Source organism: Enterobacter cloacae complex sp. SHL021 (genome assembly GCF_049237765.1).
GTDB lineage: Bacteria > Pseudomonadota > Gammaproteobacteria > Enterobacterales > Enterobacteriaceae > Enterobacter > Enterobacter cloacae.
On sequence record NZ_JBMKJG010000026.1, the window covers coordinates 50692 to 74917 of the forward strand.

23 protein-coding genes are annotated in these 24226 nt (G+C 53.6%); 8 read left to right on the forward strand and 15 right to left on the reverse strand.

Annotated features, from left to right (window positions below; translation table 11 throughout):
* Positions 1 to 14: 14 nt before the first annotated feature.
* The 11 genes from atpG to asnC all read right to left on the reverse strand — a co-directional run bounded on the left by atpG (position 15) and on the right by asnC (position 9654).
* Positions 15 to 878: a F0F1 ATP synthase subunit gamma gene (gene atpG / locus ACOTZF_RS21490; protein WP_003862364.1), complete on the reverse strand. Its 864-nt coding sequence runs from the start codon at positions 876 to 878 to the stop codon at positions 15 to 17.
* A 51-nt stretch (positions 879 to 929) separates the two neighbouring features.
* Positions 930 to 2471 (reverse strand): F0F1 ATP synthase subunit alpha, encoded by a 1542-nt coding sequence (atpA, locus tag ACOTZF_RS21495; protein ID WP_003862367.1) that lies wholly within the window; start codon positions 2469 to 2471, stop codon positions 930 to 932.
* Between the two features lie 12 nt (positions 2472 to 2483).
* Complete coding sequence (gene atpH, locus ACOTZF_RS21500) at positions 2484 to 3017, reverse strand: F0F1 ATP synthase subunit delta (RefSeq protein WP_013099407.1); 534 nt, start codon at positions 3015 to 3017, stop codon at positions 2484 to 2486.
* Between the two features lie 14 nt (positions 3018 to 3031).
* Positions 3032 to 3502, reverse strand: coding sequence for a F0F1 ATP synthase subunit B (atpF, locus tag ACOTZF_RS21505; RefSeq protein ID WP_013099406.1), 471 nt, complete (start codon positions 3500 to 3502; stop codon positions 3032 to 3034).
* 48 nt (positions 3503 to 3550) lie between these two features.
* Positions 3551 to 3790 (reverse strand): F0F1 ATP synthase subunit C, encoded by a 240-nt coding sequence (gene atpE, locus ACOTZF_RS21510; RefSeq protein ID WP_000429386.1) that lies wholly within the window; start codon positions 3788 to 3790, stop codon positions 3551 to 3553.
* Between the two features lie 49 nt (positions 3791 to 3839).
* Positions 3840 to 4655, reverse strand: a complete 816-nt coding sequence (gene atpB / locus ACOTZF_RS21515; protein WP_062729987.1) for a F0F1 ATP synthase subunit A — start codon at positions 4653 to 4655, stop codon at positions 3840 to 3842.
* Between the two features lie 8 nt (positions 4656 to 4663).
* Entirely contained in the window at positions 4664 to 5044 is a 381-nt protein-coding gene (atpI, locus tag ACOTZF_RS21520; RefSeq protein ID WP_008500194.1) for a F0F1 ATP synthase subunit I, read from the reverse strand.
* Between the two features lie 616 nt (positions 5045 to 5660).
* The gene (gene rsmG, locus ACOTZF_RS21525; RefSeq protein WP_013099403.1) at positions 5661 to 6284 is read right to left on the reverse strand and encodes a 16S rRNA (guanine(527)-N(7))-methyltransferase RsmG; all 624 of its coding nucleotides are present in this window, start codon (positions 6282 to 6284) and stop codon (positions 5661 to 5663) included.
* Positions 6285 to 6391: 107 nt separating this feature from the next.
* Positions 6392 to 8281: a tRNA uridine-5-carboxymethylaminomethyl(34) synthesis enzyme MnmG gene (mnmG, locus tag ACOTZF_RS21530; protein ID WP_008500196.1), complete on the reverse strand. Its 1890-nt coding sequence runs from the start codon at positions 8279 to 8281 to the stop codon at positions 6392 to 6394.
* 374 nt (positions 8282 to 8655) lie between these two features.
* Entirely contained in the window at positions 8656 to 9105 is a 450-nt protein-coding gene (gene mioC / locus ACOTZF_RS21535) for an FMN-binding protein MioC (RefSeq protein ID WP_013099402.1), read from the reverse strand.
* Between the two features lie 90 nt (positions 9106 to 9195).
* Positions 9196 to 9654, reverse strand: coding sequence for a transcriptional regulator AsnC (asnC, locus tag ACOTZF_RS21540; RefSeq protein ID WP_008500198.1), 459 nt, complete (start codon positions 9652 to 9654; stop codon positions 9196 to 9198).
* Positions 9655 to 9805: 151 nt separating this feature from the next.
* Between asnC and asnA the strand changes: the two genes are divergently transcribed.
* Positions 9806 to 10798: an aspartate--ammonia ligase gene (asnA, locus tag ACOTZF_RS21545; protein WP_129253029.1), complete on the forward strand. Its 993-nt coding sequence runs from the start codon at positions 9806 to 9808 to the stop codon at positions 10796 to 10798.
* On the opposite strand, the gene viaA is transcribed toward asnA, so the two are convergent.
* Positions 10799 to 12250 (reverse strand): ATPase RavA stimulator ViaA, encoded by a 1452-nt coding sequence (viaA, locus tag ACOTZF_RS21550; protein WP_038981867.1) that lies wholly within the window; start codon positions 12248 to 12250, stop codon positions 10799 to 10801.
* The gene (ravA, locus tag ACOTZF_RS21555) at positions 12244 to 13740 is read right to left on the reverse strand and encodes an ATPase RavA (RefSeq protein ID WP_038981866.1); all 1497 of its coding nucleotides are present in this window, start codon (positions 13738 to 13740) and stop codon (positions 12244 to 12246) included. Before ravA ends, viaA begins: the two co-directional genes overlap by 7 nt.
* 223 nt (positions 13741 to 13963) lie before the next feature.
* On the opposite strand from ravA, the gene kup reads away from it, so the two are divergent.
* The 7 genes from kup to rbsR all read left to right on the forward strand — a co-directional run bounded on the left by kup (position 13964) and on the right by rbsR (position 21880).
* The gene (kup, locus tag ACOTZF_RS21560) at positions 13964 to 15832 is read left to right on the forward strand and encodes a low affinity potassium transporter Kup (RefSeq protein ID WP_129253025.1); all 1869 of its coding nucleotides are present in this window, start codon (positions 13964 to 13966) and stop codon (positions 15830 to 15832) included.
* Positions 15833 to 16026: 194 nt separating this feature from the next.
* The gene (gene rbsD, locus ACOTZF_RS21565; protein ID WP_020690257.1) at positions 16027 to 16446 is read left to right on the forward strand and encodes a D-ribose pyranase; all 420 of its coding nucleotides are present in this window, start codon (positions 16027 to 16029) and stop codon (positions 16444 to 16446) included.
* A 7-nt stretch (positions 16447 to 16453) separates the two neighbouring features.
* Positions 16454 to 17959: a ribose ABC transporter ATP-binding protein RbsA gene (gene rbsA / locus ACOTZF_RS21570; RefSeq protein ID WP_421636200.1), complete on the forward strand. Its 1506-nt coding sequence runs from the start codon at positions 16454 to 16456 to the stop codon at positions 17957 to 17959.
* A gap of 4 nt (positions 17960 to 17963) precedes the next feature.
* Entirely contained in the window at positions 17964 to 18929 is a 966-nt protein-coding gene (gene rbsC / locus ACOTZF_RS21575; RefSeq protein WP_029883505.1) for a ribose ABC transporter permease, read from the forward strand.
* A 27-nt stretch (positions 18930 to 18956) separates the two neighbouring features.
* A complete protein-coding gene (gene rbsB, locus ACOTZF_RS21580) occupies positions 18957 to 19847 on the forward strand; it encodes a ribose ABC transporter substrate-binding protein RbsB (RefSeq protein ID WP_013099394.1) in 891 nt (296 codons plus the stop codon).
* Between the two features lie 107 nt (positions 19848 to 19954).
* Positions 19955 to 20884 carry a ribokinase gene (gene rbsK, locus ACOTZF_RS21585; RefSeq protein WP_129253107.1) on the forward strand — a complete coding sequence of 310 codons (930 nt, stop codon included), beginning with the start codon at positions 19955 to 19957 and terminating at the stop codon, positions 20882 to 20884.
* 3 nt (positions 20885 to 20887) lie between these two features.
* Entirely contained in the window at positions 20888 to 21880 is a 993-nt protein-coding gene (gene rbsR, locus ACOTZF_RS21590; protein WP_013099392.1) for a ribose operon transcriptional repressor RbsR, read from the forward strand.
* Here the strand turns inward: rbsR and mdtD are convergent.
* On the reverse strand, positions 21846 to 23279 hold the full coding sequence (mdtD, locus tag ACOTZF_RS21595) for a multidrug transporter subunit MdtD (RefSeq protein ID WP_129253021.1): 1434 nt from the start codon (positions 23277 to 23279) through the stop codon (positions 21846 to 21848). The two genes, rbsR and mdtD, sit on opposite strands and share 35 nt — an antisense overlap.
* Positions 23276 to 23983, reverse strand: a complete 708-nt coding sequence (locus ACOTZF_RS21600) for a FadR/GntR family transcriptional regulator (protein ID WP_013099390.1) — start codon at positions 23981 to 23983, stop codon at positions 23276 to 23278. Before ACOTZF_RS21600 ends, mdtD begins: the two co-directional genes overlap by 4 nt.
* Positions 23984 to 24226: the final 243 nt, after the last annotated feature.

Sequence of the window (24226 nt, forward strand, 5' to 3'; positions counted from 1 at the left end):
ATTCGTAAACCTGGTTAAACCGCGGCGGCCCCCGAGACGATCTCGGTGAGTTCCTGAGTAATGCTGGCCTGACGAGCTTTGTTGTAAACCAACTGCAGCTCTTTAATCAGGCTGCCGCCATTATCGGTCGCGGCTTTCATCGCCACCATTCGTGCGGCCTGCTCGCTGGCCAGGTTTTCTACAACGCCCTGATAAACCTGAGATTCAACGTAACGACGCAGCAGGGTATCCAGCAGCGGTTTCGGATCGGGTTCATACAGGTAATCCCAGGCTTTCTGTTTCAGCTCGTCATCTTCTGAAGCCGGTAAAGGCAGCATCTGAGTGAGAGTTGGCACCTGAGACATGGTGTTAATAAATTTGTTGCTGACAACGTACAGTCTGTCCAGACGGCCTTCATCATAGGCCTGCAACATCACTTTAACCGGGCCGATCAGTTCGGACAGGGACGGGTTATCACCCATACCGGTCACCTGAGCGACAATGTTGCCACCAACGGAGTTAAAGAAAGAGACGCCTTTAGAGCCGATCAATGCGAGGTCGCACTGAACGCCTTTATCGGACCAGCCTTTCATATCCGCCAGCAGTTTTTTGAACAGGTTAATGTTCAAGCCGCCACACAGACCACGGTCGGTCGACACCACCAGGTAGCCCACGCGCTTAACGTCGCGTTCTTCCAGGTAAGGGTGCTTATATTCCAGATTACCGTTTGCAAGGTGACCAATCACTTTGCGCATGGTTTCTGCATAAGGACGGCTGGCCGCCATGCGATCCTGCGATTTACGCATTTTGGAAGCGGCGACCATCTCCATCGCTTTAGTGATCTTTTGCGTGTTCTGGACGCTTGCGATCTTACTACGTATCTCTTTTGCGCCGGCCATGAGCTTCTCCTCAATGCCAGGCGGCTTGTCCTGAGACAAGCCGCCGGACGATTACCAGGATTGGGTTGCTTTGAAGGAATCGAGGATAGCTTTCAGCTTGCCTTCGATTTCGTCGTTATAGCCACCGGTCTGGTTGATCTCTTGCATCAGCGGAGCGTGATCACGGTCGACGTAAGCCAGCAGAGCGGCTTCGAAGCTACCGATTTTCGCCAGTTCCACATCTTCGAGGTAACCGCGTTCAGCCGCGAACAGTACCAGGCCCTGCTGAGCAACAGACATTGGTGCGTACTGTTTCTGCTTCAGCAGCTCGGTCACTTTCTGACCGTGGCTCAGCTGTTTACGGGTTGCTTCGTCCAGATCGGATGCGAACTGAGAGAACGCAGCCAGTTCACGATACTGTGCCAGCGCGGTACGGATACCACCGGACAGTTTCTTGATGATCTTGGTCTGAGCAGCACCACCTACACGGGATACGGAGATACCCGGGTTAACCGCCGGACGAATACCGGAGTTAAACAGGTTGGTTTCCAGGAAGATCTGACCATCGGTAATGGAGATTACGTTGGTCGGAACGAACGCAGAAACGTCACCCGCCTGGGTTTCAATGATCGGCAGCGCGGTCAGAGAGCCCGTTTTACCCTTCACTTCACCTTTGGTGAAGTTCTCGACGTATTCCGCGTTAACGCGGGAAGCACGCTCCAGCAGACGAGAGTGGAGGTAGAATACGTCGCCAGGGAACGCTTCACGTCCTGGTGGACGACGGAGCAGCAGGGAAACCTGACGATAAGCAACAGCCTGTTTAGACAGGTCATCGTATACGATCAGTGCATCTTCACCGCGGTCACGGAAGTATTCACCCATTGCACAACCGGCGTATGGCGCCAGGTATTGCAGTGCAGCAGATTCAGAAGCGGTAGCCACAACAACGATGGTGTTAGACAGCGCGCCGTGCTCTTCCAGTTTACGAACCACGTTAGAAATGGTGGACGCTTTCTGGCCGATAGCCACGTACACACATTTGATGCCGGAGTCACGCTGGTTGATGATGGCATCGATAGCCATCGCGGTTTTACCGGTCTGACGGTCACCGATGATCAGTTCACGCTGACCACGACCGATTGGGATCATGGCATCAACGGACTTATAACCCGTCTGAACAGGCTGATCTACGGACTGACGGTCGATAACGCCCGGTGCGATAACTTCGATTGGAGAGAAGCCATCGTGCTCAACCGGACCTTTACCGTCGATTGGTGCACCCAGGGTGTTAACAACACGACCCAGCAGGCCACGGCCAACCGGAACTTCCAGAATACGGCCAGTACACTTAACCTTCATGCCTTCGGCGAGGTCAGCGTATGGACCCATCACAACTGCACCTACGGAGTCGCGCTCCAGGTTCAGTGCGATAGCGTAACGGTTACCCGGCAGGGAAATCATCTCACCCTGCATACAATCGGCCAGGCCGTGGATGCGGATAACACCGTCACTTACAGAAACAATAGTACCTTCGTTATGAGCTTCGCTCACAACATTGAACTGAGCAATGCGCTGCTTGATCAGTTCGCTGATTTCGGTGGAATTCAGTTGCATGCTCCAGTCCCCTTAAGACTGCAAGACGTCTGCAAGGCGCTCAAGACGGCCGCGTACGCTGCCATCAATGACCATATCACCCGAGCGGATGATTACGCCTGCCATTACAGACTTATCGATTTTGCAATTCAGCTTAACTTTGCGTGACAGACGTTTTTCCATCGCGGCGGTAATTTTCGCAAGCTGTTCATGACTCAGTTCAGTCGCAGAAGTTACTTCAACTTCAGCAGTAGCTTCACTAAGGGCACGTAAGTGCTCAAACTGCTCGAGAACATCCGGGAGCACACGGAGACGACCATTTTCTGCCATTACCTTAATCAGGTTCTGGCCGTTGGCATCCAGTTGCTCTCCGCACACGGCGATGAACGACGCGGCGAGGGTTTCAGGTGCTAATGCACCAGAAAGCAACTCGGCCATTTGTTCGTTTTTCGTCACCTCAGCGGCAAACGCCAGCATATTCTGCCAGCGATCGACATTTTGGTGTTCGACAGCAAAGTCAAAAGCTGCTTTGGCGTAGGGGCGAGCTACCGTAACAAATTCAGACATCAGCCCCTCCCTCCTTACAGTTCAGCGACAAGTTTGTCCACGATGTCGCTGTTAGCAGCTTCATCCACGGAACGTTCGATGATCTTCTCGGCGCCAGCAACAGCCAGAATCGCAACCTGCTTACGCAGTTCTTCACGAGCACGTTTACGCTCAGCTTCAATTTCAGCCTGAGCCTGTGTCACGATCTTAGTACGTTCCTGTTCTGCTTCAGCTTTGGCTTCGTCCAGGATCTGAGAACGGCGTTTGTTAGCCTGTTCGATGATTACCTGAGCTTCCGCTTTCGCTTTTTTCAGCTGGTCTGTCGCGTTGGCCTGTGCAAGGTCCAAATCTTTCTTTGCACGTTCTGCAGAAGCCAGACCGTCAGCAATTTCTTTCTGACGTTTTTCGATGGCAGCCATTAAAGGCGGCCATACATACTTCATGCAGAACCAGACAAAGATAATAAACGCGATGGCCTGGCCGAGGATTGTTGCGTTCATGTTCACAGCACAATACCTCTTAAATTTCTGTGGCTTGGGGTTTTAAAACAACTACTACGCGACAGCAAACATCACGTACAGACCCAGACCTACAGCGATCATTGGGATAGCATCCACCAGACCCATAACGATAAAGAACTGAGTACGCAGCAGAGGAATCAGATCAGGTTGACGCGCAGCGCCTTCCAGGAATTTGCCCCCGAGGATGCCGATACCGATCGCAGCACCGATAGCCGCCAGACCCATCATCACAGCGGCAGCCATGTACAGCAGATCCATATTCAGGTTTTCCATGACAGTCTCCAGTTTGTTTCAATTAAAACGTAGTAGTGTTGGTAAAAAATCAGTGCTCTTCAGACGCCATCGACAGATAGACGATCGTCAGAACCATGAAGATAAAGGCTTGCAGCGTAATGATCAGGATGTGGAAAATGGCCCACGGCACATTCAGAACCCACTGTGACCACCACGGCAGAAGACCCGCGATCAGAATGAAAATCAGCTCACCCGCATACATGTTGCCGAACAGTCGCAGACCCAGTGAAACAGGTTTGGACAGCAGGCTAACGCCTTCCAGGATCAGGTTGACCGGAATAAACGCCCAGTGGTTGAACGGCTGCAAGGTAAGCTCTTTCACAAAGCCGCTTACGCCTTTCATTTTGATGCTGTAGAAAAGAATCAGGATAAACACGCCCAGCGCCATCGACAGGGTGATGTTCACGTCAGCAGACGGAACCACACGCAGCGCAGGCAGGCCGAAGATGTGCTCGCCGATAAACGGCAGAAGGTCAATTGGCAGCAGGTCCATCAGGTTCATCAGGAAGACCCACACAAACACGGTCAGTGCCAGTGGCGCAATCAGCTTGCTCTTACCATGGTACATGTCTTTCACGCTGCCATGGACGAAGCCGATGATCATCTCAACGAACGTCTGGAATTTCCCTGGAACACCGCTGGTCGCCTTTTTAGCAACACCGCGGAACATGGCCAGGAACAGAAGACCCAAAACCACCGAGAAGAACATGGAGTCGATGTTGATCGTCCAGAAGGTGGCCGGGGGGTTATGCGGATCCACCAGCGAGAATGTACGCAGGTCCAGCTGAAGGTTATTCAGATGGTGACCTATGTAATCCTGCGGCGTCATATTTTCTGAAGCCATGATGCCTTTTACCCTTTGTTATTGATTACAGCTGGAGCCAGAACTTGTACCACCAGCACCAAAACCCACGTAGCTATCAGCGGCATGAATACCACTTTCAAAACCGCCAGCGCCATCACCAGTAGAGCAAAGGTCAGCAACACCTTACACACTTCGCCGAGGGCGAAGGACCAGGCCACGCGGCCTTTGGCAGGTGTATGCGCCTGATGACGCCAGGCAAAAATCATAAACAACACGTTTGGCAGCACAACCGCCAAACCCCCGCACACGGCGGAGATGCCCCAGAAGGGGTCTTTGAGGCTAAACAGCAGTCCACTTGCTATCACAGCCAGAAACTGAATGAACAGAAGCTTACGAGCAACGTTTCTACTCAAGAGCGACACAGACATCACGTTTTTACTCCTGCTCCCTTCGAGGTATGCCGCGTGTCGTATAAAACGTCCTTTAAGGCTCAGAGTCAAGCATCAAAAAGCGGTCAAATTATACGGTGCGCACCCGTGATTTCAAACATTAAGTAGCGAAAAGGTGAATAAATGTTTAAATATTTTTCCCCGCCGCTATTTTTCAACTTTTGATGAAAGCCCCGACCTTCGAGCAAAACTGCAAACAGCGCGAAAACGTTGACTACAAAGCGTGCACGAGATCACAAAATACACATTTGCGATAAGGTTGTATTTATCAAACTCGTAAATCGCTTAATTTCATCTTTCTGAAATTAAAGATAAAATGTCGCAACTATTTTCAAAACAGCCCCGTATACAATAAAAACCTTTTATTGACATTCTTAATAAATATTTAACATTGCATTCTGGTTGCTGCTTTCCACTTTTAGCAGGCTGATATTTTCGTGGTTGATTATCTTCAGGGTGAACAATGGTGAGGAAGTTAACCATTAGAAAACCCTTAGTAAAAACACGGTTAAATTCTCTCCGGCAAAATCCGTTGTGTTGTGCTGTTTTTTAACACTGACAGAACAGCACAAATTCCACATTTTTTATTAAATTTTTAAAAATTGTTTGGCTTAATTATCACCAGATGACGTTCGCCTTCGAGCTGAGGAATCTGTAATTTCTCAATGGACTCGACGGCAAAACCGTCCGGAAGCTGTTCAATTTCATCGCCGGGCAACTGCCCTTTCAGCGCATAAAAACGGCCATTCTCTGCCGGTAAGTGCTTACACCAGCTCACCATGTCATTAAGCGAAGCAAACGCACGGCTGATAACCCCGTCGAACGGTGGCTCTGCCGGAAACTCCTCTACCCTGCTTTGCACAGGCGTGATGTTCTCAAGCTTCAGCTCATGCTGTACCTGGCGCAAAAAACGCACGCGCTTGCCAAGGCTATCCAGCAGCGTGAAATGGCTTTCCGGGCGGACAATTGACAGGGGAATACCCGGCAGGCCAGGACCCGTGCCCACATCGATAAAGCGCTCACCGTTCAGGTACGGCGCAACCACAATGCTATCGAGAATATGGCGAATCAGCATCTCGTTGGGGTCGCGTACGGAGGTGAGGTTGTACGCTTTATTCCATTTGTTCAGCATATCGACATAGGCCACCAGCTGATTTTTCTGGTGATCGGTGAGCGAAATACCTGCCTGATCCAGCAGACGAGAGAGTTTATTGAGCACGGTGAATACCTGTTGAGAGACTTAAGTGGCGGGTGACGCTTCGCTAACCCGCCCTACGGAGTTCTGTAGGCCCGGTAAGCGCAGCGCCACCGGGCGAATTACACATATTACGCGCTGCGGCGCAGCATGCCCTGCTTTTTCAGCCACACCAGCAGAATCGAAATCGCTGCTGGGGTAACGCCCGAGATGCGGGAGGCCTGGCCGATCGACACCGGTTTGTGATCGTTCAGCTTGGCGATCACCTCGTTGGACAGCCCCGTCACCTGACGATAGTCCAGCATTTCCGGCAGCAGCGTGTTTTCGTTACGCTGCTGCTTTTCGATCTCATCCTGCTGACGCGCGATGTAACCTTCGTATTTCACCTGGATCTCAACCTGCTCTGCCGCTTCAGCGTCTTCAAGACCCGGGGCAAAGGCGGTGAGTTTCACCAGATTCTCATAGGTCACTTCCGGGCGACGCAGCAGATCTTCACCGCTGGCTTCGCGCGAGAGCGGCGCAGTTAAGTGAGCGTTCACTTCCGCAGCGGTTTCAGCCTGCGGATTAACCCAGGTCGTTTTCAGGCGCTGACGTTCCTGCTCAATGCGCTCCAGTTTCTCGTTGAAGCGCGCCCAGCGTTCGTCATCCACCAGACCCAGCTCACGACCCATTTCGGTCAGACGCAGGTCGGCGTTATCTTCGCGCAGCATCAGGCGATATTCCGCGCGAGAGGTAAACATACGGTACGGTTCTTTGGTGCCCAGCGTGCAGAGATCGTCGACCAGCACGCCCAGATAAGCCTGAGAACGCGCCGGAGCCCAGCCCTCTTTCTCGGCAGAGAAACGGGCGGCGTTCAGACCGGCCAGCAGGCCCTGTGCAGCAGCTTCTTCGTAACCGGTGGTGCCGTTAATCTGACCTGCGAAGAACAGACCGTGGATGAATTTGCTCTCCAGGGTTGGCTTCAGGTCACGCGGATCGAAGAAATCGTACTCAATAGCGTAGCCAGGGCGAACGATTTTCGCATTCTCCATCCCCTGCATTGAGCGAACAATTTGCATCTGCACATCGAACGGCAGGCTGGTGGAGATGCCGTTCGGATAGATTTCGTTCGAGGTCAGCCCTTCTGGCTCCAGGAAGATCTGGTGCTGGTTACGATCGGCAAAGCGCATGACTTTGTCTTCGATCGACGGGCAATAGCGTGGGCCGATCCCTTCGATCACGCCGGCGTACATTGGGCTGCGATCGAGGTTATTGCGGATCACGTCATGGGTTTTTTCGTTGGTATGCGTGATATAGCACGGTACCTGCTGCGGATGCTGCGCTGCATTGCCCATGAACGAGAAGACCGGCATTGGGTTATCACCGTGCTGTTGTGCCAGCACGCTGAAATCAATGGTGCGCGCATCAATACGCGGTGGAGTACCGGTTTTCAGACGGCTGACACGCAGCGGCAGTTCACGCAGACGGCGTGACAGTGGGATAGATGGCGGATCGCCAGCACGTCCGCCGCTGTAATTATCCAGACCGATATGGATCTTACCGTCCAGGAATGTCCCGACGGTCAGAACAACCGCTTTGGCGCGGAATTTGAGCCCCATCTGGGTAACCGCGCCAACGACACGATCGTTCTCCACGATAAGATCTTCCACTGCCTGCTGGAAGATCATCAGGTTCGGCTGGTTCTCCAGGGCGGTACGCACCGCCTGACGATAAAGCACGCGGTCTGCCTGAGCGCGGGTCGCTCGCACAGCGGGGCCTTTACTGGCGTTTAGTATCCTAAACTGAATGCCTGCGTGATCGATCGCTTTCGCCATCAGGCCGCCAAGTGCATCCACTTCTTTTACCAGGTGTCCTTTCCCAATGCCGCCAATCGCCGGATTACAGGACATTTGTCCCAGCGTGTCGATATTGTGTGTCAAAAGCAGGGTCTGCTGACCCATTCGCGCTGCGGCCATTGCGGCCTCAGTGCCTGCGTGACCCCCGCCAATGATGATGACGTCAAAAGGATCCTGATAAAACATGGTGGTCTGCCTCGCGTAAAGCGGTATGAAAATGGATTGAAGCCCGGGCCGTGGATTCTACTCAACTTTAGTCTTTCGAGAAAGCATTGGGATCCTGGGCTATTAAAAAGAAGATCTTTTTATTTAGAGATCTGTTCTATTGTGATCTCTTATTAGGATCGCGGACCTTTGTGGATAAGTCCGATCTCATAAAGAAGATCATGGGGTTAGAAAGGATCGTTTGCTGTGAATGAACGGTGATCCTGGCCCGTATAAGTTGGGATCAGAACGCGACTTTATACACAGGGCAAAAACGACTTCAACGTTGTTCTTTGGATAACTACTGCTTAATACGAGCTTTTAACCAGAGTTATCCACATCTGTTCGCGCGATCTTTAATCGTTTTTGAGTAAATTTTTCCATTCACCCAGCCAGATCTCAGCCGGATCCTCCGGAATATCATGATCGAGGATGTTGATCTTCAGCGTTTCACCCACCTGTTTTGCTCCGCAGGCGGTGACAGCGGCTTCGACTTTTTCTATAGCACCGCAGAAGGTGTCATATTCACGGCTGCCAATACCCACTGCGCCAAAACGCACGTTTGACAGGTCTGGCTGCTGTTCCTGCAGTTCGTCATATAAAGGTTGCAGGTTATCCGGTAGATCGCCTGCGCCATGCGTGGAGGTGATCACCAGCCAGACCCCATCAGTCGGGAGATCTTCAAGCAAAGGCCCGTGCAGCGTTTGTGTGGAAAATCCCGCATCCTCCAGCTTCTCAGCCAGATGTTCCGCTACATATTCCGCGCCGCCAAGGGTGCTGCCACTGATAAGGGTAATGTCCGCCATTGATCGCTCGCTCAGATAAAGAGGGGGCCATTGTACGCTGTGAACGGGCTGGGATCTACCTGTGGAAAATGTGGGTATGGATTTGCCCGATCAGGGGCGAATGGTACGCATGATCGGGTTTTGCAGGGAGATCAACGTCTCGGTGGACTGAATTTCATCGATTGTTTGGATCTTGTTGATAAGTACCTGCTGCAGGGCGTCGATGGAACGGCACATCACCTTGATAAAGATGCTGTAGTGGCCGGTGGTGTAGTACGCCTCTGTGACTTCATCGAGCGCGTTCAGCTTCGCCAGCGCGGAAGGATAATCTTTTGCGCTTTTAAGAATAATGCCAATAAAGCAGCAGACGTCATAACCCAGCTGTTTTGGGCTGACATCAATACGTGCCCCGGTAATGATCCCCGCCTGTTTCATCTTCTCTACACGAACATGAATCGTCCCCGGGCTGACGCCAAACTGCTTCGCCAGTTCGGCATAGGCGGTACGGGCATTGGCCATTAACGCCTCCAGGATGCCGCGGTCCAGATTATCGATCTGATAATTTTCCATAGCTTTTTCTTATGAAGATTAATGAATCACTCTATTCTAGCGTTAAATTTTAACGAATCAAAAGTGAAGGTGGCTTTTTGTTGTTTGATTATTGAATTGAATGCCTTTTCTGTTGCTTAATCAATACCAACAGGACGCAGGAGTATAAATAATGAAAACCGCTTATATCGCAAAACAACGCCAGATCAGTTTCGTTAAATCCCATTTTTCCCGCCAGCTGGAAGAGAAGCTGGGTCTGATTGAAGTTCAGGCACCGATTCTCAGCCGCGTGGGTGATGGGACGCAGGATAACTTGTCCGGATGCGAAAAAGCGGTGCAGGTGAAAGTGAAAACACTGCCAGACGCCCAGTTCGAAGTGGTTCATTCCCTCGCGAAGTGGAAGCGTCAAACCCTGGGACAGCACGACTTCAGCGCGGGCGAAGGACTCTACACGCACATGAAAGCCCTCCGCCCCGATGAAGACCGCCTGTCTGCCATTCACTCCGTTTACGTTGACCAGTGGGACTGGGAGCGCGTAATGGGTGATGGCGAGCGCCATGTCGGCACGCTGAAATCCACCGTTGAGGCGATCTACGCCGGGATCAAAGCGACCGAAGCGGCCGTAAGCAAAGAGTTTGGTCTGGCACCGTTCCTGCCGGAATCGATCCACTTTGTTCACAGCCAGGAGTTGCTTAGTCGTTTCCCGGATCTGGATGCTAAAGGTCGTGAACGTGCGATCGCCAAAGAACTGGGTGCCGTCTTCCTGATGGGGATCGGCGGTAAGCTGTCGGATGGTAAACGTCATGATGTTCGTGCACCGGATTATGATGACTGGAGCACCATGAGCGAGGGCGAGTTTGCTGGTCTGAACGGCGATATTCTGGTCTGGAACCCGGTGCTGGAAGATGCGTTTGAACTCTCCTCAATGGGGATCCGCGTGGATGCTGATGCGCTGAAACGCCAGCTGGCGGTGACCGGTGATGTAGATCGTCTCACGCTGGAATGGCACCAGGCGCTGCTGCGCGGTGAGATGCCGCAGACCATTGGCGGCGGTATCGGCCAGTCCCGTCTGACCATGCTGCTGCTGCAGTTGTCGCATATTGGTCAGGTGCAGTGTGGTGTCTGGCCGCAGCAGGTACGCGAAAGCGTCAGCTCGCTTCTGTAATTAACGCTGCCAGCGTCTGAGCAGGCGGCTACGCAACCCGGTATCAAAGCGCCAGATATGATCGAAGATGCGCATGATGCCGGGTTTTCCATGGGCGGACATCGCCACTGCGTGGAAACGGTGCTGATGCACCCGCTGTAACTCTTTCACTTTATTCACCACGTCATCCGGCAGCCGCTGGGCAATAAAATCGGAAATCACCACCGCGTCAGCGTCGTACCAGTCGCCGCCCTGCATACGTTCCACAATGCTGCGAAAACAGCTGGCCAGATCGGTACCGCCGCGAAAACGCTGGCTTAAAAAGCGGATCGCCTGCTCAATGCCCTGCTGATGGGTCAGCTCATAGCTGACCACTTCGCTGGAAAAGAGCATGATAAAGCAGCGACGCCGGTCAGCGAGCGCCACGCGCATCAGCGCCAGGCAGAACGCTTTGGCACACTGTTCGTTGAAACCGCCCATCGATCCGGATGTATCCACACAAACAATAAATGGGCCGCGCGGTTGCTCATCAAAATCCTGATGGACCACCGGACGTTGGCTGATTTTTTCGCGCCAGGCTTCGCCATGTAGGCGATAGGTCAGAAGCTGTTTTTCCACCAGCCGACGATAAAACTCATATTCCAGCTCGGTCATCCCGAGCGTGCTCAGCTCCGTAGGCAGCAGGCGTAAAATGTCATCGCTTTGCTGGAGCCCATCCACCTGTTCCGGCACGGTGGCCGGTTCCCGCACCAGGGTGCGGAAGGTTTCCATCGGGGCATCCTTCTTTGGGACCGATTTAGCCTCCCTTGAGCGACCCAGCTGTTCCGCAAGCTTCATCAGCTCGGGCTGCTGCGCCAGGAAATCACCATACCGGACAATCAGCTGATAATCCCCACGCCTGATTTGGCCTGCACTCATATCCCAGAGACGTCCGGCGGCGTTTTCATTTTCTACCAGTACCTGCTCCAGCTGACCGCTTAAGGTCATGCGTTCCTGAACTTCGCTGAGCAATTGTTCACGCTCTTCATCCAGCAGCTGCTGGTTCAGCGTCGTGGCCTGAACCACAAGGCTGAGGCGCCAGCGCTGTAAAAAGAGTGTGTGTAAGGCGGGGGTGAAGGTGGCGTTATCGGTGACCAGCGCCCGGGCCTGGCTGGCAAATGGGGAGTGTACTTTATCGAGTAACGTCAGGGTTTGCGGGATCTGAATAATAAACTGCGACGTGGAAAGCCGCTGGCACTGCTGATAGCAGGCCACCTCTTCGGTTAACTCCTGTGGCACTTCGGTCTCTTTAAACCGCTGTCGCAGGTTGTCCCGCCAGCGCGGGAGATCGTCCGTCATCGCTTTTTTTAGCTTCGGGAATTTTTCAAAAAAAGCCGCCAGCTGAGGAGACGCCAGAAGAGTAATAATCACCTCTTCGATCAACCCATCTTCGCTGACGGCCAGCATGACGTTAAGCGTATCCAGCGTTAGCATTGACGAGCCTGTTTGATCTGCGCGCTCACATCCTGCAGGCTGGCTTCAATGCGACCTAACCAGTCGCTGTGAATAAAGAGGCACTTTTGCTGTTCGCTGAAGCGCGTATGCTGCTGATGCCATTCGGTATCCAGCGCCTCCAGCTGCTGCGTGATCTCTTCCGGTACGCTGTCAGAGGCGCTTCCCGGGAGGGCAAGGCGTGACCCCTGCAGGCTTACGTCGCGGATCACCAGGTGCTGACTGCTGTCCACTTCCATATTCAGCGGCTGTGCAAAGCCTATACCGTTAAGCTTACCGCGGATCTCTCCGCCCTTATCAAGCCACTGGGCCAGCGCGTCACGCTCAAGCGTAATGTGCACCACCTGCATGTCATGGAGTTTAAGCGGCTGCTGGAGAAGCAGCGTCAGCGTTGGGCTGGTCAGCTCAGCGGGCAGTTCGTAGTGCGGTTTACGGGCGAACATGCCGCCAAGACGGTTCACCTTCAGTGCTGTTTTATCACTTTGCTGCTGCTGTAGCTGAATGCGCCGTTGGGCTATCGCCCCAAGCTGGTTGAGCATTGATTGCTGGCCCCAGGCGTGTCCGGTCATCAATATTTCAAGCTGCTGCTGCATCAGATTCATCCCTTCGGCATCGTGCCAGAGGCAGTCTTTCAGCAGGATCAGATCGATAGGGGCAACCGCGTCGCGCCCGCTGAACAGGGCGCTGGCCTGCAGCAGACGGATTGCTTTTTTCCAGCGACGGTCGGAAACATAAGGTGCAGAAGGAAGGAGATCAAGCTGCTGACGGAGCTGGTAGATCAGCTCAAAGACCGCGTCCGGCAGTGTGATTTTGCCGATATCCACCTGCCACTGCTGATACTCCTCGTCCGTGACCTGCAGTGAAGCGGCTACCGGGTTTTCATTTTCATCCTGCTGGCTGGTTAGCATGGAGCGGAAGTTCGATTTATCCTGCACTTTGTCCAGCCACAGGCGGATCAGCATGCGGTCATACAGCGCTTCAAGGCTGCTGTCGGCTTCGGGAAGTTCGTTCGAGGCGGCCACCAGCAGGCGCATCGGGATTTTTTCTTCGTTGGCGCCGTTACGGAACCGGCGTTCGTTAATCGCCGTGAGCAGGGTATTCAGAATGGCCGGTCCCGCTTTCCAGATCTCATCGAGAAAAACAATCTCTGCTTCCGGCAGATACCCCTCGGTAAGGCGTTGATAACGCCCCTCATCTTTCAGCGCCTGGATGGACAGCGGGCCGAAAACTTCTTCAGGGGTGGAAAAGCGGGTCATCAGGTATTCGAAGGCGCGTGCATTCTGAAAGGCAAATTTCAGCCTACGGGCAATCAGGCTTTTGGCAATGCCCGGCGGGCCAAGCAGAAATACGCTTTCACCGCTCAACGCCGCCAGTAAACAGAGGCGGATGGCGTGACTGCGTTCGAAAAGACCTTTCTCCAGTGCGCTGCTGAGACGGGAAATTCTTTCTGCTAATAAATGTGAGTGAGCCATAATAGTTTTTGCATCCTTTCGCCGTCGTGGCGGCTAATTGAAGCGAGTATAGACGTTTCAGTCAGGGCTGGTAATAGGCTGAAGTGCGGCGCAATTTTCTTTGCGCTACATTAATGCGGTTGCATTTAGGGGTTCGATTTTGCAACGAATCGTGCATACTGTGCGCTTTTTGTGGACCAAGGGAACAGGAACACATTTGTTATTTAAACGAAAAGACTAGTCTATGAGCACTGATAATAAGCAATCATTACCCGCAATTACGCTTGCGGCGATCGGGGTTGTCTACGGTGATATCGGCACCAGCCCGCTTTATACGCTTCGTGAATGTCTGTCCGGCCAGTTTGGCTTTGGTGTTGAACGCGATGCCGTATTTGGCTTCCTGTCCCTCATCTTCTGGCTGCTGATCCTGGTGGTTTCTGTTAAATACCTCTCCTTTGTGATGCGTGCAGATAACGCAGGTGAGGGGGGGATCCTGACCCTGATGTCCCTTGCGGGGCGCAACACCTCGGCCAGAATGACGTCGGTACTGGTTATTATTGGCCTGATTGGTGGCAGCTTCTTCTATGGGGAAGTGGTCATCACGCCTGCTATCTCGGTGCTTTCGGCGATTGAGGGGCTTGAGATTATCGCACCACAGCTTGATACGTGGGTGGTTCCGCTGGCGATAATCGTTCTGACGTTGCTGTTTATTATCCAGAAGCACGGTACCGGGCTGGTGGGGAAACTGTTCGCACCGATTATGCTGGCCTGGTTCCTGATTCTGGCGGCGCTCGGTTTGCGCGGAGTTATTGGCAACCCGGAGGTTCTGCAGGCGCTGAACCCATACTGGGCTATCCATTTCTTCCTTGAATACAAAGTCGTTTCCTTCGTGGCGCTCGGCGCCGTTGTGCTCTCTATTACCGGTGTCGAAGCGCTGTATGCAGATATGGGGCACTTCGGCAAACTGCCGATTCGCGTGGCGTGGTTTTTAGTTGTCCTGCCATCGCTTGTATTGAACTACTTCGGGCAGGGGGCGCTGCTGCTGAAAAACCCGGACGCGATTAAAAACCCCTTCTTCCTGCTGGCCCCGGATTGGGCGCTGGTGCCGATGCTTATTCTGGCCACGCTGGCCACCGTTATCGCTTCTCAGGCGGTCATTTCCGGCGTGTTCTCTCTGACGCGCCAGGCCGTGCGTCTGGGGTATCTCTCTCCCATGCGTATCATCCATACCTCAGAGATGGAATCGGGCCAGATCTACATCCCGTTTGTTAACTGGCTGCTCTATTTTGCTGTGGTGATCGTGATCGTCAGCTTTGAGCACTCCAGCAACCTGGCCGCAGCGTACGGTATTGCGGTAACAGGCACCATGGTGCTGACATCGCTTCTTTCCACCACGGTGGCGTACCGAAACTGGCACTGGAACAAGTTCCTCGTGGCGATGATTCTGGTGGGCTTCCTGTGCATCGACGTACCGCTGTTCTCGGCAAACCTCGATAAGATTGTCTCCGGCGGCTGGCTGCCGCTGACGCTTGGTCTGTTGATGTTCATTGTGATGACCACGTGGAAAAGCGAGCGTTTTCGTCTGCTGCGTCGTATGCATGAACACGGAAACTCCCTGGAGGCGATGATTGCCTCGCTGGAGAAATCCCCACCGGTTCGCGTACCGGGCACGGCGGTGTATATGTCTCGTGCATTGAACGTTATTCCGTTCGCATTGATGCATAACCTCAAGCACAACAAGGTGCTGCATGAGCGGGTTATCCTGCTGACCCTGCGCACCGAAGATGCACCGTATGTTCACAATGTGCGCCGTGTTCAAATTGAGCAACTGTCGCCAACCTTCTGGCGCGTGGTGGCGAGCTACGGCTGGCGTGAGACGCCGAACGTGGAAGAGGTCTTCCACCGCTGCGGTCTGGAAGGCTTAAGCTGCCGCATGATGGAAACATCGTTCTTTATGTCGCATGAGTCGCTGATTATCGGTAAACGTCCGTGGTATTTGCGCCTGCGCGGCAAGCTGTATCTTATTCTGCAGCGAAACGCCCTTCGTGCGCCGGACCAGTTTGAGATCCCGCCTAACCGCGTGATCGAGCTGGGAACCCAGGTCGAGATTTAAGCTTCTTAAAATGCCGGGTGGCGCTTCGCTTACCCGGCCTATTCATACTCAATATTCCCGCCAAAATTTACGTCTCATTTTACTTAGCGAAACGTTTCGACACCGATCACAATTCTGTTACGTCATGGTGGTTTTCTGAACACTCTTAAGACTAAACTGATTTCAGCGAAACGTTTCGCTAGTGGAGCAAGAAAATGAAGAAAGGCACGGTTCTCAACTCAGAAATCTCGTCGGTTATTTCCCGTCTTGGGCATACCGATACGCTGGTGGTTTGCGATGCAGGCTTACCGGTTCCGCGCAACACAACCCGTATTGATATGGCGTTAACGCAGGGCGTGCCCTCGTTTATGCAGGTACTGGATGTAGTGACCGCGGAGATGCAGGTTGAGGCGGCCATTCTCGCGACGGAAATTAAACAACATAATCCGCAACTCCACGAAACGTTGCTCAATCACATTGAGCAACTGCAACAACACCAGGGAAACACCATAGAAATTCGTTACACAACGCACGAACAGTTCAAACAACAAACCGCAGACAGTCAGGCGGTGATTCGCAGCGGGGAGTGTTCCCCGTATGCGAATATCATTCTCTGTGCTGGCGTCACCTTCTGAGGCCATCATGGACGCATTACTGCAACTTAAAGGGATCGATAAATCGTTCCCGGGCGTAAAAGCCCTTTCTGGCGCGGCGCTGAACGTTTATGCCGGACGCGTAATGGCGCTGGTGGGCGAGAATGGCGCCGGCAAATCCACCATGATGAAAGTGCTGACCGGTATCTATCAACGCGATGCCGGTTCACTTTTGTGGCTGGGTAAAGAGACCACCTTCAGCGGTCCAAAAGCCTCGCAGGAAGCGGGGATCGGCATTATTCACCAGGAACTGAACCTGATCCCGCAGCTCACTATTGCGGAGAACATCTTCCTTGGCCGCGAATTTGTTAACCGGTTTGGCAAAATTGACTGGAAAACGATGTATGCCGAAGCGGATAAGCTGCTGGCGAAGCTCAACCTGCGCTTCAAAAGCCACCGTCTGGTGGGCGAACTCTCCATTGGCGACCAGCAGATGGTGGAGATCGCGAAAGTGCTGAGCTTTGAGTCGAAGGTCATCATTATGGATGAACCGACGGACGCCCTGACCGATACCGAAACCGAATCCCTGTTCCGCGTCATCCGCGAGCTGAAATCGCAGGGACGTGGAATTGTCTATATCTCTCACTGTATGAAAGAGATTTTCGAGATCTGCGACGACGTTACCGTCTTCCGCGACGGGCAGTTTATTGCCGAGCGTGAAGTGGCATCGCTGACGGAAGATACGCTTATCGAAATGATGGTGGGACGCAAGCTCGAAGATCAATACCCGCACCTCGACAAAGCACCGGGTGAGATCCGCCTGAAGGTGGATAATCTCTGTGGCCCGGGCGTGGATAATGTCTCCTTTACCCTGCGCAAAGGGGAAATTCTTGGCGTGGCAGGGCTAATGGGCGCCGGCCGTACCGAGCTGATGAAAGTGCTGTACGGTGCGCTGCCGCGATCCAGCGGTTATGTCACTCTCGACGGGCATGAAGTGGTGACGCGCTCTCCGCAGGATGGCCTGGCGAATGGTATTGTTTATATCTCCGAAGACCGTAAGCGCGACGGCTTAGTGCTGGGCATGTCGGTGAAAGAGAACATGTCTCTTACCGCCCTGCGCTATTTCAGCCGCAGCGGCGGCAGCCTGAAACATAAAGATGAACAGCAGGCAGTCAGCGATTTTATCCGCCTCTTTAATGTGAAAACCCCCTCGATGGAACAGGCGATTGGCCTGCTGTCCGGCGGTAATCAACAGAAAGTGGCGATTGCACGCGGGCTGATGACGCGCCCGAAAGTGTTGATCCTTGATGAACCTACCCGCGGCGTGGACGTAGGGGCCAAAAAAGAGATCTATCAGCTGATTAACCAGTTCAAGGCCGACGGTCTGAGCATCATTCTGGTCTCTTCCGAGATGCCAGAGGTATTAGGCATGAGCGATCGCATTATCGTCATGCATGAAGGGCATCTCGGCGGTGAATTCACTCGCGAGCAGGCCACCCAGGAAGTTCTGATGGCTGCCGCTGTGGGCAAGCTTAATCGCGTGAATCAGGAGTAAGAAGATGACTACCCAGGCTGTTTCTGGTCGCCGTTATTTCACAAAGGCATGGCTGATGGAACAAAAATCGCTGATTGCCCTGCTGGTGCTGATCGCGATTGTGTCGACCATGAGCCCCAATTTCTTCACCGTTAATAACCTGTTCAACATTCTTCAGCAGACCTCCGTGAACGCCATTATGGCGGTCGGGATGACGCTGGTGATTCTGACATCGGGTATCGATCTGTCCGTCGGTTCCCTGCTGGCGCTCACCGGTGCGGTTGCTGCTTCAATCGTCGGGATTGAGGTCAATGCGCTGGTGGCCGTTGCCGCTGCGCTGGCGCTGGGTGCGGCAATTGGTGCTGTCACCGGGGTTATTGTGGCGAAAGGTCGTGTTCAGGCGTTTATTGCGACGCTGGTCATGATGCTGCTGCTGCGCGGTGTCACCATGGTGTATACCAACGGCAGCCCGGTTAACACCGGCTTTACGGACAACGCCGATCTGTTTGGCTGGTTCGGTATCGGTCGCCCGCTGGGTATCCCGACGCCGGTCTGGATCATGGCCATCGTCTTCCTGGCGGCGTGGTACATGCTGCACCACACGCGTCTGGGCCGCTATATTTATGCACTGGGCGGTAACGAAGCGGCAACGCGTCTGTCCGGTATCAGCGTCAACAAAGTTAAAATTATCGTTTACTCACTGTGCGGTTTGCTGGCCTCTCTGGCGGGTATCATCGAAGTGGCGCGCCTCTCTTCCGCGCAGCCAACGGCGGGTACGGGGTATGAGCTGGATGCCATTGCGGCAGTGGTTCTGGGCGGTACGAGTCTTGCGGGCGGTAAAGGTCGCATTGTTGGGACATTGATCGGCGCACTGATTCTCGGTTTCCTGAATAATGGTTTGAATTTGTTAGGTGTTTCCTCCTATTACCAGATGATCGTTAAAGCAGTGGTGATTTTGCTGGCGGTCCTGGTAGACAACAAAAAACAGTAACTGACGACACTACAGGACATCTTAGATATGAACATGAAAAAACTGGCTACCCTGGTTTCTGCTGTCGCGCTGAGCGCAACCGTAAGTGCTAACGCTATGGCGAAAGACACCATCGCGCTGGTTATCTCCACGCTGAACAACCCGTTCTTCGTCTCCCTGAAGGATGGCGCACAAAAAGAAGCCGACAAACTGGGTTACAACCTGGTGGTGCTGGATTCACAGAACAACCCGGCGAAAGAGCTGGCTAACGTGCAGGACTTAACCGTTCGCGGCACCAAAATTCTGCTGATCAACCCAACCGATTCTGACGCGGTGGGTAACGCCGTGAAGATGGCAAACCAGGCGAAGATCCCGGTGATCACCCTGGACCGTCAGGCAACGAAAGGCGACGTTGTGAGCCACATTGCGTCTGATAACGTGCTGGGCGGTAAAATCGCAGGTGACTACATCGCGAAGAAAGCAGGTGAAGGCGCGAAAGTTATCGAACTGCAGGGTATTGCCGGTACGTCCGCTGCCCGCGAACGTGGCGAAGGTTTCCAGCAGGCGGTTGCGGCTCACAAATTTAACGTTCTGGCCAGCCAGCCTGCTGACTTCGACCGTACTAAAGGTTTGAACGTCATGCAGAACCTGCTGACCGCGCACCCAGACGTGCAGGCGGTGTTCGCACAGAACGACGAAATGGCGCTCGGCGCGCTGCGTGCCCTGCAGACTGCAGGTAAATCTGATGTGATGGTTGTCGGATTTGACGGCACACCAGATGGTGAAAAAGCGGTAAATGATGGCAAACTGGCGGCGACCATCGCTCAGCTGCCTGAGCAGATCGGCGCGACTGGCGTGCAGACTGCTGACAAAGTGCTGAAGGGCGAAAAAGTTCAGGCTAAATATCCAGTTGACCTGAAACTGGTCATCAAGCAGTAAAAAGGCGATTCAGGCAGTCGCTGGCTGCCTGAGGGACACCAATAAAGAAAAGTGTGGCATACGCCACCGGGTAACACCGGTGGCGCTCTCAGATGGACAGCTCAACCATGAAAACCGCAGGCAACCTCGTCGTCCTTGGCAGTATCAATGCCGATCACATTCTTAACCTTGAATCCTTCCCGACGCCGGGCGAAACCGTCACCGGCAACCATTATCAGGTGGCATTTGGCGGTAAAGGTGCCAACCAGGCGGTTGCAGCAGGACGCAGTGGGGCAAATATCGCGTTTATCGCCTGTACAGGTGATGACGATACCGGTGAGCGCGTGCGTAAACAGCTCGCCAGCGATAACATCGATGTTGCGCCAGTCAGCGTTGTTGCAGGGGAATCGACCGGCGTGGCGCTGATTTTCGTCAACGCGGAAGGTGAGAATGTCATCGGTATTCATGCAGGCGCGAATGCCCGTCTTACGACGGACCGCGTTGAAGCACAGCGCGAGCTTATCGCTAATGCCGACGCGTTACTGATGCAGCTGGAATCGCCCGTAGAAAGCGTACTGGCGGCCGCTGACATTGCGCATCAAAATCATACCACTGTCGTACTTAATCCTGCGCCTGCCCGTGTATTATCAGACGAACTGCTGGCGCGGGTGGACATCATTACACCGAACGAAACCGAAGCGGAAAAACTGACGGGCATTCGTGTTGAAAATGATGATGACGCAGCGCGTGCCGCGAAAGCGCTGCACGATAAAGGCATCAGCACCGTTATCATTACCCTCGGTAGCCGCGGCGTGTGGGCAAGCGTAAACGGCGAAGGCCGTCGCGTGCCGGGCTTTAAGGTCAAGGCGATTGACACCATCGCGGCAGGCGATACGTTTAACGGAGCATTGGTGACAGCGCTGCTGGAAGGAAAGGGAATGGATGATGCTATCCGCTTTGCGCATGCTGCTGCGGCTATCGCCGTCACGCGCAAAGGTGCCCAGCCCTCCGTTCCGTGGCGTAAAGAGATCGATGAATTCTTAAGTCAGCAGGGGTAACGCTTGGCCACAATGAAAGATGTCGCCCGCCTGGCGGGCGTTTCTACGTCGACAGTCTCCCACGTCATTAATAACGATCGCTTCGTCAGCGAGGCGATTCGGGAGAAAGTCGAAGCCGCAGTGAAAGATCTCAACTATGCGCCGTCTGCGCTGGCCCGCAGCCTGAAGCTCAACCAGACGCGCACCATTGGCATGCTGATCACCGCCAGTACGAATCCCTTTTATTCTGAACTTGTCCGCGGGGTGGAACGCAGCTGCTTCGAACGCGGCTATAGTCTGGTGCTGTGCAATACCGAAGGGGATGAGCAGCGCATGAACCGTAATCTGGAGACGCTGATGCAAAAACGCGTCGACGGGTTACTGCTGCTGTGTACCGAAACGCATCAACCCTCGAAAGAGATCATTCAGCGTTATCCGTCTATCCCCACGGTGATGATGGACTGGGCGCCGTTCGACGGGACCAGCGATCTGATTCAGGATAACTCCCTGCTGGGCGGAGATATGGCAACCCAGTATCTGATCGACAAAGGCCATACCCGCATCGCCTGCATTACTGGTCCGCTGGATAAAACCCCGGCGCGTCTGCGTCTGGAGGGGTACCTTTCCGCGATGGCTCGGGCGGGACTCGCGGTTCCGGAGGGTTACCGTATTACCGGCGATTTTGAATTTCAGGGCGGTTTCGAGGCGATGCAGACATTGCTGGCACAGACACCGCGCCCGCAGGCCGTCTTTATTGGCAACGATGCCATGGCATTTGGGGCGTATAAGGCGTTGTACCAGGCGGGATTGCGTATTCCTGACGATATGGCGGTGATTGGCTACGATGATATCGAACTGGCCAGCTACATGACCCCGCCGCTGACCACGATCCATCAGCCAAAAGATGAACTGGGTGAGCTGGCCATTGATGTATTAATCCACCGAATGGCGCAGCCCACGCTGCAGCAGCAACGTCTGCAGCTTACTCCTGTTCTGATGGAACGGGGTTCGGTTTAGCTTTTGTTTTGTGGCGTTCTTTAATCAGGTTTCGACCATCTTTCGGTTTTAACAGCATAAAGACCAGCGCTGAAACGACGGTAAGTACGCCCATCGTGATAAAGGTATAGTGGAACTGCTCGACGGTGTTCGCGCTGTCAAAACCTTCATAGAACCGCAGTACCGCGGCACTGACAGCCACCCCAAGGCTGATTGATAACTGTTGAGTCACCGCCAGCACGCTGTTGCCACTACTGGCGTTGTCGTCAGTCAGATCCGCGAGAGTAATCGTGTTCATCGACGTGAACTGCGTTGACATTGCCATACCCAGCACAAACAGCGGCAGGATCAGCATCCAGACGGGAAGCGAGGCAGATTGTAGCGAGAACTGCGCAATCATCAGCCCGATAAAGACCGTTACGCCAACCAGCGTCTTCCGATAGCCAAACCAGCGCAGCACCTGCGTGACGGTTGATTTGGCCAGAATTGAGCCCATTGCCGTGGGCGCCATCATGCAGCCGGCTATCAGGGCCGGATAGCCGAAACCGACCTGCAGCATCAGAGGCATCAAAAACGGTACGCAGCCCGTCCCCAGGCGCGAAGCAATATTCCCCGCGATACCTACCGAGAAAGTGCGCGTATTAAAGAGAGAGAGCGAAATCAGCGGTGTCGGGTGACGGCGTGCATGACGTATATAAAGAAGGAACAGCAAAATACCGCCAAGAATGACAGCCAGCGCAAGCCATGTTGCCACTATCTTCTCACCAAACAGCTCCATCCCGCTGGAGAACAATACCAGGCTCAGACCAAACAGGAAAAAACCACCCATATCGAAACAGCGTCTTGGCGTGGTGAAGTTCGGCATATATTTGCGGGCATACAGCAGCCCCGCTACGCCAATTGGAATATTAATCAGGAAGATCCAGTGCCAGCTGGCCCAGGTGACAAACACACCGCCCAGCACCGGGCCAAGTATCGGGCCGACCAGGCCGGGCATGGTGACGAAGTTGAGCACGGGAAGCAATTCACTGCGTGGATAGGCGCGCAAAAGTGCCAGGCGCGCCACGGGCATCATCATCGCGCCGCCAATTCCCTGCAGAACGCGGAAGATAACCAGTTCGGTCAGAGAGGATGATAATGCACAGGCCAGCGAACCGAGCGTAAAGAGCGTTACGGCCAACATAAATACGCGACGGGTGCCGAAGCGATCGGCCAGCCAGCCGCTCACCGGGATCAACATTGCAACCGTCAGGGTGTAACTGATGATGGCGGACTGCATCGCCAGCGGCGATCGGTTAAGGCTTTGCGCAATGGCGGGAAGTGCAGTGTTGAGGATGGTGGCATCCAGGGCCTGCATAAAGAACGCCATGGCTGCAATCCACGGCAGCCCGGCCATGCTGCGTGCTTTTTTCTTTGTCATTTATTCACCTGCTGGTGGGTTGGCGCGGCCAGTAACGCCTGGCACGCGCTCAGGGCTCGTTGCCCGTCGCTCTCCTGAATGGCATCGACAATGGCCTGATGCAGATCCAGCTTCACCACTTCGTCCTGAGTAATAGAGGTAAAGTAGGTGTGGTACACCGAATGGAATAAAGAAGCAAAAGAGGTAAGGAACGGATTGGCGCTCATCATATAGATATGTTCATGCCAGGCCATATCGACCTCAACCCAGCGCTCGCGGTTGAAGTGCTTTTTCAGGAACACCATCTCTTCCATTAAGGTGTTGAGCTGGGCTTTTTGTTCGGCTGTCCCGAGCGTGGCGGCAAGCAGGCAGGCCTGCGGCTCAAGACTGCTGCGCATCACCAGAAAGTGATCGACGACCTGATTGAAGTTGTCTTCTGTCATCCACCAGGAGAGAAGTTCCTGATCGAGGAAGTTCCAGTTGCTTTGTGGCATCACCCGCGTGCCAATGCGCGGACGCGGTAGCACCATGCCTTTTGCTGTTAAGGTTTTCACTGCTTCGCGAACGGCGGTACGACTCACGCCAAACTGCTCGCCCAGCTCCATTTCGCCCGGCAGGATGCTACCCGGGGCATATTTACCCGCTAAAATCAGCTGAGCTAGCTTTTCTGCCAGCACATAAGACAGGTTTTTTTGGGCTGCCAGCTGTTGTGCGCTCAATGGCATTGCTTTTATTCCTTAATGATTCTTGTCGATAAGTATGCCACCGTGAATGTGATTGTGGTTGCAGATACATCAAATAGAACACTTTGTAGCTTGATTTCATCGCTATTGGTGAAAAAAAACACGGACGGAAACTTTTTTTAAATTTCCTCTTGTCACTTCAGAATAACTCCCTATAATGCGCCTCCACTGACACGGAACAACGGCACACACGCCGCCGGGTCAGCAGAGAAAAGCAAATTAAAC